The sequence below is a fragment of the Staphylococcus sp. 11262D007BW genome, from assembly GCF_053547815.1.
Genome location: NZ_JBPWPJ010000001.1, coordinates 1,412,533 through 1,425,563, shown reverse-complemented (window position 1 = coordinate 1,425,563; position 13,031 = coordinate 1,412,533). Strand labels below are relative to the sequence as shown.

Annotated in this window: 16 protein-coding genes; all 16 read left to right on the top strand. The window is 36.2% G+C overall.

Features of this window, described 5'->3' with window-relative positions; all coding sequences use genetic code 11:
- Nucleotides 1-87 precede the first annotated feature (87 nt).
- The 16 genes from rho to ACEE93_RS07030 all read left to right on the top strand — a co-directional run bounded on the left by rho (nt 88) and on the right by ACEE93_RS07030 (nt 13,027).
- Complete coding sequence (rho, locus tag ACEE93_RS07105; RefSeq protein ID WP_449156055.1) at nt 88-1,404, top strand: transcription termination factor Rho; 1,317 nt, start codon at nt 88-90, stop codon at nt 1,402-1,404.
- Nucleotides 1,405-1,526: 122 nt separating this feature from the next.
- Nucleotides 1,527-1,784 (top strand): type B 50S ribosomal protein L31, encoded by a 258-nt coding sequence (locus tag ACEE93_RS07100; RefSeq protein ID WP_449156054.1) that lies wholly within the window; start codon nt 1,527-1,529, stop codon nt 1,782-1,784.
- A 193-nt stretch (nt 1,785-1,977) separates the two neighbouring features.
- Nucleotides 1,978-2,580 carry a thymidine kinase gene (locus ACEE93_RS07095; protein ID WP_449156053.1) on the top strand — a complete coding sequence of 201 codons (603 nt, stop codon included), beginning with the start codon at nt 1,978-1,980 and terminating at the stop codon, nt 2,578-2,580.
- Nucleotides 2,580-3,656, top strand: coding sequence for a peptide chain release factor 1 (gene prfA / locus ACEE93_RS07090; protein ID WP_449156052.1), 1,077 nt, complete (start codon nt 2,580-2,582; stop codon nt 3,654-3,656). The genes ACEE93_RS07095 and prfA overlap by 1 nt, the downstream gene beginning before the upstream one ends.
- Nucleotides 3,643-4,488: a peptide chain release factor N(5)-glutamine methyltransferase gene (gene prmC / locus ACEE93_RS07085; RefSeq protein WP_449156051.1), complete on the top strand. Its 846-nt coding sequence runs from the start codon at nt 3,643-3,645 to the stop codon at nt 4,486-4,488. The genes prfA and prmC overlap by 14 nt, the downstream gene beginning before the upstream one ends.
- Before the next feature lie 212 nt (nt 4,489-4,700).
- The gene (locus ACEE93_RS07080; protein WP_449156050.1) at nt 4,701-5,753 is read left to right on the top strand and encodes an L-threonylcarbamoyladenylate synthase; all 1,053 of its coding nucleotides are present in this window, start codon (nt 4,701-4,703) and stop codon (nt 5,751-5,753) included.
- Nucleotides 5,750-6,175 (top strand): low molecular weight protein arginine phosphatase, encoded by a 426-nt coding sequence (locus ACEE93_RS07075; RefSeq protein WP_449156049.1) that lies wholly within the window; start codon nt 5,750-5,752, stop codon nt 6,173-6,175. Before ACEE93_RS07080 ends, ACEE93_RS07075 begins: the two co-directional genes overlap by 4 nt.
- Before the next feature lie 197 nt (nt 6,176-6,372).
- Nucleotides 6,373-6,900, top strand: a complete 528-nt coding sequence (locus ACEE93_RS07070) for a TIGR01440 family protein (protein ID WP_449156048.1) — start codon at nt 6,373-6,375, stop codon at nt 6,898-6,900.
- A gap of 17 nt (nt 6,901-6,917) precedes the next feature.
- Nucleotides 6,918-8,159, top strand: a complete 1,242-nt coding sequence (gene glyA, locus ACEE93_RS07065; RefSeq protein WP_449156047.1) for a serine hydroxymethyltransferase — start codon at nt 6,918-6,920, stop codon at nt 8,157-8,159.
- Nucleotides 8,160-8,178: 19 nt separating this feature from the next.
- Entirely contained in the window at nt 8,179-8,808 is a 630-nt protein-coding gene (upp, locus tag ACEE93_RS07060; protein WP_449156046.1) for a uracil phosphoribosyltransferase, read from the top strand.
- Nucleotides 8,809-8,831: 23 nt separating this feature from the next.
- A complete protein-coding gene (gene wecB / locus ACEE93_RS07055; RefSeq protein ID WP_449156045.1) occupies nt 8,832-9,965 on the top strand; it encodes a non-hydrolyzing UDP-N-acetylglucosamine 2-epimerase in 1,134 nt (377 codons plus the stop codon).
- Nucleotides 9,966-10,119: 154 nt separating this feature from the next.
- Nucleotides 10,120-10,470 (top strand): ATP synthase subunit I, encoded by a 351-nt coding sequence (locus ACEE93_RS07050; protein WP_449156044.1) that lies wholly within the window; start codon nt 10,120-10,122, stop codon nt 10,468-10,470.
- A gap of 36 nt (nt 10,471-10,506) precedes the next feature.
- On the top strand, nt 10,507-11,226 hold the full coding sequence (gene atpB, locus ACEE93_RS07045; protein WP_449156043.1) for a F0F1 ATP synthase subunit A: 720 nt from the start codon (nt 10,507-10,509) through the stop codon (nt 11,224-11,226).
- 37 nt (nt 11,227-11,263) lie between these two features.
- Nucleotides 11,264-11,476: a F0F1 ATP synthase subunit C gene (gene atpE, locus ACEE93_RS07040; protein ID WP_103207316.1), complete on the top strand. Its 213-nt coding sequence runs from the start codon at nt 11,264-11,266 to the stop codon at nt 11,474-11,476.
- A gap of 496 nt (nt 11,477-11,972) precedes the next feature.
- Nucleotides 11,973-12,488 carry a F0F1 ATP synthase subunit B gene (locus tag ACEE93_RS07035; RefSeq protein ID WP_449156042.1) on the top strand — a complete coding sequence of 172 codons (516 nt, stop codon included), beginning with the start codon at nt 11,973-11,975 and terminating at the stop codon, nt 12,486-12,488.
- Nucleotides 12,488-13,027, top strand: coding sequence for a F0F1 ATP synthase subunit delta (locus ACEE93_RS07030; protein ID WP_449156041.1), 540 nt, complete (start codon nt 12,488-12,490; stop codon nt 13,025-13,027). The genes ACEE93_RS07035 and ACEE93_RS07030 overlap by 1 nt, the downstream gene beginning before the upstream one ends.
- Nucleotides 13,028-13,031 lie beyond the last annotated feature (4 nt).

The window sequence follows — 13,031 nt, the reverse complement described above, 5'->3', positions numbered from 1 at the left end:
TACTGAGGATTTTTGCTATAGTATTGTTGATGTCGTATCGCTAAATGCTTTATAATGATAGAAAATAAAATGAAATGAGTGTTTAATATGGCTACACGAGAAAGAACTTCGCCTCAATACGAGTCCTTTCATGAACTATATAAAAATTACACAACAAAAGCTTTGACGCAGAAAGCAAAAGATTTAAAGGTTGTTAATTATAGTAAGTTAAATAAAAAAGAATTGGTGCTTGCTATTATGGAAGCCCAAATGGAGAAAGACGGTAACTATTATATGGAAGGTATTCTTGATGATATCCAACAAGATGGTTACGGCTTTTTAAGAACTGTTAACTTCTCTAAAGGAGAAAAAGATATTTATATTTCTGCAAGTCAGATTCGCCGTTTTGAAATTAAATTAGGCGATAAGGTTACTGGTAAAGTAAGGAAGCCTAAGGAAAATGAAAAGTACTATGGCTTATTGCAAGTTGACTTTGTCAATGACCACAATGCAGAAGAAGTAAAAAAACGACCGCACTTCCAAGCGTTAACACCGTTATACCCTGAGGAACGCATTCAACTGGAAACTGAACCTCATCATTATTCAACACGTATGATGAATTTAATTACCCCAATTGGTCTCGGTCAACGTGGATTGATTGTAGCACCACCTAAAGCAGGAAAAACCTCATTGCTTAAAGAAATCGCTAATGCAATTGTTAAAAATAAACCAGATGCTAAATTATTTATCCTTCTTGTTGGAGAACGTCCAGAAGAGGTGACAGATTTAGAACGTTCTGTTGAAGAAGCTGAGATTGTTCATTCAACATTTGATGAACATCCTAAACATCACGTTAAAGTATCTGAATTACTTTTAGAACGTGCTAAACGTCTTGTTGAAATTGGTGAAGATGTCATTATTTTGATGGATTCAATCACGCGACTTGCAAGAGCGTATAACTTGGTGATTCCGCCTAGTGGACGTACACTATCAGGTGGTTTAGATCCAGCTTCTTTACATGGTCCTAAACGTTTCTTTGGGGCTGCTCGTAATATCGAAGCGGGTGGTAGTTTAACAATTTTAGCGACAGCGCTTGTAGATACTGGATCTCGCATGGACGACATGATTTACGAAGAATTTAAAGGGACTGGAAATATGGAATTACATTTAGATCGTCGCTTATCAGAACGACGTATTTTCCCAGCAATTGATATTTCACGCAGTTCTACACGTAAAGAAGAGATTTTATTATCAAAATCAGAACTAGATAGTTTATGGCAACTTCGCAATATGTTTTCAAATAGTCCGGACTTTTCTGAGCGCTTTATTCGCGCACTTAAACGTACGAAGACAAATGAAGAATTTTTTAATGAACTTCAAAAGCGTGCAGTAGAAAGTACCAAAACAGGTAAACCGATTATTTAACATGAATAAATGTCTATGTAGGGTTGCTTTTTAATTTTTTAGCATATATAATGTGTAAGTATTGGGTAAAAACTCACAAATAACTCTGTTCCAGATGGTTCAGGGCAAAGGAGCTGAAAATAATGAAACAAGGAATCCATCCTGAATACCGCAAAGTTATCTTCTTAGATACAACAACTAATTACAAATTCTTAAGCGGTTCTACAAAACAATCAAGCGAAACTATGGAATGGGAAGATGGCAACGAATATCCTGTTATTCGTTTAGATATTTCTTCTGATTCACATCCATTCTACACAGGACGTCAAAAGTTCGCAGCTGCAGACGGACGTGTGGAACGTTTCAACAAAAAGTTTGGTTTCAAATCAAACAACAACTAATGAGTATTCAAGCATTTCCATTTTGTATGGAAATGCTTTTTTAAGTTACATAGAAAAGTGAAATAGATAACATCAGGGAATAGGAAGGTTAAATTTTAAATGATTTTTTAACTCTTTTCGAGAATGACTATAACGATGTTAAAAATATGATATAATGAAGTGATTTTGTTTTGAAGAAAAAGGTGGAAAGTTTATGTATGAAGCGTACCATTCGGGTTGGATAGAATGCATCACTGGAAGTATGTTTAGTGGTAAATCAGAAGAACTAATTCGACGATTACGAAGAGGTGTGTATGCAAAACAAAAAGTAATCGTGTTTAAACCTACAATAGATGATCGTTATCAAAAAGAAAAAGTAGTGTCTCATAATGGCAATGCGATAGAAGCCGTTACTATTCAAAAGGCAAATGAAATATTAGAGTATGATTTTACAGGTGTAGACATTATAGGTATCGATGAGATTCAATTTTTTGATCAAGAAGTTGTACGTATCGCAGAACAACTTGCTGAAAAAGGGTATCGTGTGATTGTGGCTGGCTTAGATATGGACTTTAGAGGCGAACCGTTTCACCCTGTTCCAGAAATGTTAGCGGTCAGTGAGCATATTACGAAACTTCAAGCTGTCTGTGCTGTATGTGGTGCATCATCAAGCCGTACCCAACGACTGATTGATGGCAGACCTGCTAAATTCGATGATCCTACAATATTGGTAGGTGCTAATGAAAGTTATGAACCGAGATGTCGTGCGCACCATGTTGTTGCACCTTCAAATACTAAAGAGGAGGACTTAAATTAATGTTTAATCAATTAGATATCGTAGAAGAAAGATATGAACAATTAAATGAATTATTAAGTGACCCTGATGTTGTAAGTGATCCAGAGAAATTGAGAAAGTACTCTAAAGAACAAGCGGACTTACAAAAAACAGTAGAAGTGTATCGTCACTATAAGCAAGATAAAGAAGATGTCTCAGAAATTGAAATGATGCTTAATGACACAACAGATCAAGATGAAGTTGAGATGCTCAAAGAAGAATTAAGTACTTTAAAAACTGAGATTCCAGAATTAGAAGAGCAACTAAAAGTATTATTAATACCAAAAGATCCAAACGATGAAAAAGACGTCATTGTTGAAATTCGTGCCGCAGCAGGTGGGGATGAAGCTGCAATATTCGCAGGTGATTTATTCCGTATGTACTCAAAATACGCGGAATCTCACAACTTCAAAACTGAAATTGTCGAAGTTGCTGAAAGTGATCATGGTGGCTATAAAGAAATCAGTTTCCAAGTTTCTGGTGAAGGTGCCTACAGTAAATTGAAATTTGAAAATGGCGCACATCGTGTTCAACGTGTTCCTGAAACAGAATCAGGAGGACGCATTCATACATCAACAGCGACGGTAGCAGTCTTACCAGAAGTTGAAGATGTTGAAATTGAAATTAGAAATGAAGATTTAAAAATAGATACGTATCGTTCAAGTGGTGCCGGTGGACAACACGTTAATACTACAGACTCTGCTGTGCGTATTACACACTTACCAACAGGTATCATTGCCACTTCTTCTGAAAAATCACAAATTCAAAACCGCGAAAAAGCGATGAAAGTATTAAAAGCACGTCTTTATGATATGAAACGTCAAGAAGAGGAACAAAAATATGCAGCACAACGTAAATCAGCTGTAGGTTCTGGTGATCGTTCTGAACGTATTCGTACTTATAATTATCCACAAAGTCGTGTTACTGATCACCGCATTGGTCTTACATTGCAAAAATTAGATCAAATTATTGAAGGTAAGTTAGATGAAATCGTTGATGCATTAACGATGCATGAACAAACTGAAAAACTGAAAGAACTTAATAATGGTGAATTATAGATCTTGGGTACAAGCAGCAAAAGCTCAACTTGCTGATCATAATCAAGAATCACAAAATGCTGAGTGGTTAGTGATTGATTTAATGCAATGGTCAAAATTAGACTTTTTAATGAATCAACAAGAAGACATACCACCTGAGCAATTGCAACAATTGGATGGTGGGTTAAGCCAATTAATACATCATGTACCGTTACAATATATTGTAGGGGCGACATCTTTTTATGGACGAACATTTAGTGTGAATGACAATGTGTTAATTCCTAGACCTGAAACAGAAGAGGTTGTCCATCATTTTATGAGTCAGTTACCTGATAAAGGGTGTATTGCAGATATTGGTTGTGGTAGTGGCGTAATTGCGATAACACTAAAGTTGGAAAAACCACATTTAACTGTGTATGGAACTGATATTTCTTCAGAAGCTTTGAAAGTGACGGAAGATAATTGTAAAGCACATCAATGTGCCATTCATTTATTACAAGGCGATGGTTTAACACCACTCATAGAAGAAAATATCCGTTTAGATGGATTGATTTCTAATCCGCCTTATATTGGGGTTGAGGAAACGCAGTACATGGATGAAAGCGTATTGGACTATGAGCCGCACATTGCGTTATTTGCTGAAGATAATGGTTTCGCGATGTATAAAGCGCTATTTGAAAAACTACCGTACGTTTTAAATGAGGGAGCGCCTGTTGTATTAGAGATTGGTTTTAAACAAGGCCGTCATCTAACAATGATATTACAGCAAATGTATCCACATTTGACACCGGAAGTGATTCTAGATATTAATGGTAATGAACGTATTTTTAGTTTTATTTGGTCAAGTGCTTAAATGAAGATAGTAAATTGTATATTTTATAGAGGTTGGGAAATAAAGGTTTTACGCTCGAAGACTTAACAACGGTCTTCTACAAGCAGAGGTTATGGTAGAACATTTACGAATTTATGAAACTTAAAAAAGTGGTCGTTATCGTGTCGTTCTTCTTAAGCCTTAAACACTTTGCTCTCAACCTCTTTCTTTTAAATCGAAATGAGGTGATAGTTATGAAAGAGACACACATTTGGGATGTGCGCGAGTATACACACAGTTTGGAACGTTATCCTAAGTTTAATGAGATATTGGCCACTTTTCGTGATGGGGGGCTTGTCGTCTTACCAACTGAAACGGTGTATGGCTTAGGTGCTAATGCTTTAGATGAAACAGCCATTCAAAATATTTATAAAGCGAAAGGGCGTCCGTCTGATAACCCTTTAATTGTTCATATCTACGACAGGGCACAATTAGATGATTTTATATCACATATATCTACAGAAGTCCGTCAATTAATGGATGCGTTTTGGCCTGGACCGATTACATTTATATTACCGTTAAAAAAAGGATATTTAAGTGAACGTGTGACGGGAGGTCTTGACTCGGTAGCAGTACGCATGCCAAGCCATCCGATTGCGAGACAAGTATTAAAGGCATTAAATCTACCTGTTGCAGCACCTAGTGCCAACTTAAGTGGCCGTCCTTCTCCAACGACATTCGAACATGCTTACCACGATTTGAACCACCGCGTTGATGGAATAATTCGTTCAACACAAAGTGATGCTGGGCTTGAAAGTACTGTATTAGATTGTACTTCTTATCCTTTTAAAGTGGCACGTCCAGGTACCATTACACGAACGATGTTAAATGAAGTGTTACCACATTCTATTGATCAAAGCGATGTGGCTTTAAGTGATAAGCCGATTGCGCCAGGGATGAAATATAAACATTACGCTCCAAATACACCACTTGTAATGATTAAACATTTTAATGGTCCGGTAAGGCAAGATACTCATAATGATTGGGAAAACATCGCCTTCATTATTCCAAACACTTTCAAAAAATGGGTACCTTCTACTGCCAAAGTGCTTATTCTGAGTGAAGATGCCAACGATATTTCAACCGCAAACCATAATTTGTATAGTGCGTTACACCAATTAGATACATTAGACAATGTTGAAATAGCGTATATATATGGATATCCTGAATCAAATCAAACTGAAGCATTACATAATCGAATGCTTAAAGCGTGTAATCATCAAATAGTGGAGGATGAAACTTTATGAATATTGTTTTCGTTTGTACAGGCAATACATGTCGTAGCCCAATGGCTGAGGGGATCGCGAAGAATCTTTTAGCAGAACATCGCATTTCGTCAAAAGGAATTATGGTGCCTCAAGCTATGCCCATTGCAGAGCATGCTAAACAGTTAATGACCCAACATCAATATACAATTAAAGCACAATCAGAATCCTTTACAGAAAATGATGCCGAAGCGGATTTAATTTTAACGATGACTCCCGAGCATAAATGGTTTATTCAACAACAGTATGGCAGTGAAGTGAATGTACACGTCTTAACTGAATATGTCGATAAACCTGGCTATATTTCGGATCCGTTTGGAGGTAGCCAAGCGATTTACGAAGAAACGTTCAATCAACTGTATGCTTTAATTGAAGCGTTGAAACATAAAATTCATGCTTTCTGATATGTATAAACAGTATAAGTCATTAGCAAAATAAGTTATAATAAATGTATATCGCATGTTTAGTTGATATAGATGCGCATATAGTGACATTATGTAATGAGGTGGAGGTTGGGACACCGTTAATCGGTTTCCTAGAGTATTAATACTTTATGTCTCAACCCCTGACTTCTTATTTACATAAGGTAAGGAGGAATGCAATGAAGGCGTTAGATGATTTATTAGACGAACTTAAGGCGCAATCATTTTTTCAAAAAGGAGAAATTTGCGTGATAGGTTGTTCTACATCTGAAATTAACGGTCATCGTATAGGCACAGAGGGCTCGTTAGATAGTGCACAAATGCTGTTTGAAAAGTTGCAAAATATTGAAAAAGACACAGGTGTTATTTTTGCTTTTCAAGGTTGTGAACATATCAATCGAGCGTTAACGATCGAACGTGAGCATTTTGATGCTTACCAAATGGAAGAAGTATCTGTTGTGCCAGATACACATGCAGGTGGATCTTTATCAACTTATGCGTATCGACATATGAACAATCCAGTGGTGGTCGAGCGTATTCAAGCAGATAAAGGCATCGATATCGGTCAAACGTTGATAGGCATGCATTTAAAGCATGTTGCGGTACCTATACGCACATCTGTTAAGAAGATAGGAGAAGCCGTTGTCACTGTAGCTACAACACGACCTAAAAAAATTGGAGGAGAACGTGCTAAATATCATCTTTAAGAAAAGGGGAGATGTCAATGTCTTATATCGAAAAACAAGACAATGCAGTATTTGAAGCAATTCATAACGAATTCAAACGTCAGAATAGTCATATTGAATTAATTGCCTCAGAGAACTTTGTATCAGAGGCAGTTATGGAAGCACAAGGCTCAGTAATGACCAACAAATATGCTGAAGGCTATCCTGGGCGTCGTTATTATGGAGGTTGTAAGTTTGTAGATCAAACTGAGACATTAGCGATTGAACGTGCAAAAGCATTATTTAAAGCAGAACATGTCAATGTCCAACCCCATTCAGGTTCCCAAGCAAATATGGCTGTTTATTTAGTTGCTCTAGAACATGGTGATACAGTTTTAGGCATGAACTTAAGTCACGGTGGCCATTTAACCCACGGCTCACCAGTCAATTTCAGTGGTAAATCTTATAACTTTATTGACTATGGTGTTACAAAAGAAGAAGAGCGTATTGATTATGAAGAAGTACGTCAATTAGCTCAAAAACATCAGCCAAAATTAATTGTTGCTGGCGCTTCTGCGTACTCAAGACAAATTGATTTTAAAAAGTTCAAAGAGATTGCTGATGAAGTTGGCGCTAAACTAATGGTAGACATGGCACATATTGCTGGTTTAGTGGCAGCTGGATTACATCAAAATCCTGTAGAATATGCAGATTTTGTAACAACAACAACGCATAAAACATTACGTGGTCCACGTGGTGGTATGATTTTATGTAAGGAAAAATATAAAAAAGACATTGATAAAACCATTTTCCCTGGTATCCAAGGTGGACCTTTAGAGCATGTGATTGCAGCTAAAGCAGTGGCATTTGGTGAAGCATTACAACCAGATTTTAAAGATTATCAACAACGTGTTATTGATAATGCAAAAGTATTAGCAGAAACACTTCAGAAAAATGATTTCCGCATCGTTTCAGGCGGTACTGATAATCATTTAGTGGCTGTAGATGTTAAAAATTCTATCGGCATAACTGGCAAAGTAGCAGAAGAAACTTTAGATGAAATTGGAATCACATGTAATAAAAACACGATTCCATTTGATCAAGAAAAACCATTTGTAACAAGTGGTATTCGATTGGGCACACCTGCTGCTACAAGTCGAGGATTCGACGAAAAAGCATTTGAAGAAGTAGCGAATATCATGAGTGATGTACTTAAAAATCATGACGATGAAGCTACTTTGAAAAAAGCGAAAGAACGTGTTGCTCAATTAACTGAAAAATTCCCTTTATATCAGAACTAGTACAAACGGAGGCATGACCATGGGCAAGGTACAAGTATTAGATCACCCATTAATTCAACATAAACTAAGTTATATTCGTGACGTTAACACTGGTACGAAAGCATTTCGTGAGTTAGTAGACGAAGTTGGTATGTTAATGGCATATGAAGTGACACGAAATCTTGAATTGCAAGATGTAGAAATTGAAACACCAGTGACAAAAGCTGTGGCGAAACGTTTATCAGGTAAAAAACTAGCTTTTATTCCGATTCTAAGAGCAGGATTAGGTATGACAACTGGTATTTTAAATTTAGTACCAGCAGCACGTATTGGACATGTAGGGTTATATCGTGATCCTGAAACATTAGAAGCGGTTGAGTATTTTGTGAAGTTACCTCAAGATATTGAAGAACGTGAAATTATCGTCGTAGACCCAATGTTAGCGACAGGTGCTTCAGCTATTGAAGCAATCAATTCACTTAAAAAACGAGGGGCAAATCATATTCGATTTATGTGCTTAATTGCAGCGCCAGAAGGTGTTGAAAAGTTAAAACAAGCACATGAGGATGTGGATATTTATATTGCAGCCTTAGACGAAAAGTTAGATGAAAATGCCTATATCATTCCAGGACTTGGAGATGCTGGTGACCGATTATTCGGCACTAAATAATTTAAACAAGGAGTTTAATGGTAATGAAAAGGATTATGACAATTTTCGGTACAAGACCAGAAGCGATTAAGATGGCGCCTCTTGTTTTGCAACTTCAAAAAGATGATCAACTTGAACCAATTGTTGTTGTAACAGCACAACATCGTGAAATGTTAGATTCTGTACTTGATACATTTAATATCGAACCAGATTATGATTTAAATGTCATGAAACCTGGACAAACCTTATCACAGGTGACGTCAAGAGTACTAATGGGGTTAGAAGATGTCATCCAAGAAGCTAAACCCGATATGATTTTAGTACATGGTGACACGACAACAACTTTTGCAGGAAGCTTAGCGGCTTTTTACAATGAAATTAGCATTGGACATGTTGAAGCCGGATTAAGAACTTGGCACAAATATTCGCCATTCCCAGAGGAAATGAATCGCCAAATGACAGGTGTAATGGCGGATTTACATTTTGCACCAACAGATCAAGCAGCTCAAAATTTATTAAATGAAAATAAAAATGCAGAACATGTTGTTGTAACTGGAAATACAGCTATCGATGCTATGGGTACAACAGTAAGCGATGAATATCAATCTGATATTATTCAACGTCATCAAGGTAAACGCATTATTCTACTTACAGCACATCGTCGTGAAAATATTGGCCAACCGATGGAAAATATTTTCAAAGCAGCGCGTCGTGTAGTGGAAGAAGTTGAAGATGTCGTCATTGTGTACCCAATGCACAAAAATCCTAAAGTACGCGAAATTGCACAACGTCATTTAGATGGGCATGAGCGTATTGAATTAATTGAGCCATTAGAAGTGATTGATTTTCACAACTTTGCAGCGCAATCGCACTTAATTTTAACGGATTCAGGCGGTGTACAAGAAGAAGCACCATCATTAGGTAAACCAGTGCTTGTACTTAGAGATACAACTGAACGCCCAGAAGGTGTTGAAGCAGGTACATTGAAATTAGTGGGTACGGAAGAAGAAGAGGTTTATCAAAATACAAAAGCCTTATTAACGGACCAATCACTTTATGAAAAAATGAGTGTGGCTCAAAATCCGTATGGTGATGGACAAGCTTCAGAACGAATCTGTGAAAATATTAAGTACTATTATGACTTAATTAAAGAAAAACCATACCCATTTAAAGTATAAAAACGGAAAATGTGTCTAATTTGTGACAAAATTTCATGTATTTTTTATACCTTTTTGATGCGCAATTGACACATTTTTCCCCCTATATTATCATGAAAGTTGTATGTATGGAACGGCTTTCATCGGTGTGTCTGAAATAGAAAAGAGGGGCTTCATGAAACGCTTTATATCATTTGTACAGCCGTTTTTATCATATTATATTGTTATGTTTATCGTGCTTTTAATCCTGTATTATTTCTTCAATAATGCTTTCATTTTAGGACTAATGGTTGGTCTCGTTGGTTCTTTAATTAATACGCTTATTTTTGAGTATTATTTAAACCAATCCATTAAAAAGACAAGTGGAGCGATTTCTACTGGTAATGGCTGGCGTTATCTTATAGCGATACTTTGTTGTGTCGTTTGGTTGTTGTTTAAAGACCAACTACATATTATTGGGATATTAATCGGGTTATTAGTATCGTATGTGTTAATTATTTGCCGGCCTTTATTCAAACATGATTAAAGGTAGGAGTTTAGATGAAAAGAGGTGAAATTGAATATGGATCATAAAGACCCCATTGTAACTTGGCAACTATTTGGAGTGGACATTAATTTTAACTTATCTACTATCATGATGGTGCTTATTACCTCATTAATAGTGTTTGTTATTGCAGTCTTATGTACTCGTCGCCTCCAAAAAAGACCAAAAGGTGCTCAAAACTTTATAGAGTGGGTTTTTGACTTCGTAAGAGGTATCATTGAAAGTAATATGGCATGGTCTAAAGGTGGGCAATTTCACTTTTTAGCTGTGACCCTCATATTGTTTATTTTCGTAGCCAACATGTTAGGTTTACCACTACAATTCATAAATGATGAATACTTATGGTGGAAATCACCAACTGCGGATGCCCACGTAACACTCACATTAGCAACAATGATGATTGTGTTAACGCATTATTATGGTATTAAGATGCGTGGCGGTAAACAATACATGAAAGGATTTGGACAACCGTATATTGCATTACTTCCAATCAACATCTTTGAAGAGTTTGCTTCAACTCTAACGTTAGGCTTACGTCTTTACGGTAACATTTACGCTGGTGAAATCTTAATCGGCTTACTAGCAGGCGTAACATTTACTACATTTGGTTGGATTATCGGTATTCCAGGTTTAATCATTTGGCAAGGTTTCTCAATATTTGTAGGTTCAATTCAAGCTTACATTTTCATTATGTTATCAATGGTTTATATGTCACACAAAGTGGCAGACGACCATTAATTATAAACTAACTTTAAATTACTAGGAGGATTTATAAATGAATTTAATCGCAGCAGCAATCGCAATAGGTTTATCAGCTCTTGGGGCAGGTATTGGTAACGGTTTAATCGTATCTAGAACAGTAGAAGGTGTAGCACGTCAACCAGAAGCGCGTACACAATTAATGTCAATTATGTTTATCGGTATCGGTTTAGTTGAGGCACTTCCTATCATCGGGGTAGTTATTACATTCATCGTATTATTCATGTAATCAAACTTTTAATGAACCTTATCGTAACAAGTAATGAGTACGACAATTGTCGCGTTTCATATCACGATACATATGAACGAACAACTGTCAAAGAGGTTGGGACAAAAGCGTTAATCATCGGTTTTTCAGTGTATTAATTCTTTATGTTCCAGCCCTTTAAAATACTTTGAATTGATTTTCAAAATGGATGATTGTTTTAAATGAGTTCATCTTTATGGTTTAGGGCACTAATATTTGTACACTATCAACAAATGTTTAAATTTGAAGTGTTTAAAGTGTGTGAGACAAAACGCTGCTTTTGGTAGATCATTATTGTGCTTTCAAAGGTATTAATGTTTTGTGGCTCATCTCAACTTACACTCGTCCGATATCAGGCTCATTTACTGAGTACTCAGTGGCTTTATTAGACTATGGAATGAAGACCTTGAGTTGACTATCACCATTCCGAATTGTTTATTTTACTTAAAATAGTTGACTGAAAGGAGTGTACAACAACGTGACTGCTAACACATTTTTATTCGCGGCGGGTTCCGGAGTAAATATTGGTGACATCATTGTAACAATGGTTACGTTCATCATTTTACTAGCGTTACTTAAAAAGTTCGCATGGGGACCCTTGAAAAAAGTCATGGATGATCGTGAGCGCTCTATTAATCAAGATATTGATGATGCAGAAAATGCAAAATTAAATGCGCAACGATTAGAAGAAGAAAATAGAAAAAAATTAAAAGAAACACAAGAAGAAGTCCAAAAAATTATTGAAGATGCTAAACTTCAAGCACGACGTCAACAAGAAGAAATCATTCACGAAGCAAATCAACGTGCAAATGGCATGATTGAAACGGCACAAAGTGAAATTAAAAGTGAAAAAGAACGTGCATTGGCTGATATCAATAATCAAGTTTCCGAACTTTCTGTACTGATCGCATCTAAAGTTTTACGCAAAGAAATTTCTGAACAAGATCAAAAAGCATTAGTAGAGAAGTACATTAAAGAGGTAGGCGATAAGTAATGGCTAATGTGGCGCAAAGATATGCCCGAGCACTTTTTGATGTAGCTCAACAACATGAAGTGTTAGATGAGGTATATAGTGATTTTATTGAAATCAACACTGCAGTTCAGGATAAAATAAATTATTTAAAACAGATTGATTATGAACCAAAAGTATCAATTAGTGATCGTAAAAAGTTAATTGATCATGTCTTTAAAGGAATCAATCCGTTCTTATTTAACACATTAAAAATCGTTGCAGGACATCGCAATTTTCGTTTAATTGATGATATTTTTACTGCTTTTAAAGGGTTTTATAATGAATCACGTGGATTGGCAGAAGCGCATATCGAAACGGCGCAACCTTTAACTGATAATGAATTAATTCAAATTAAACAAGCTTTAATTAACCGAATTGGACTTAATGATTTAATTGTTGAGTCAGAGGTCAATGATTCATTAATCGGAGGCGTTCGTGTCAAAATTGGAACGAAAGTTTATGATGGCAGCGTTCAAAATGATTTAGAACAGCTCGTTAAAAAGTTTAACCGAGCAAATTAATAAC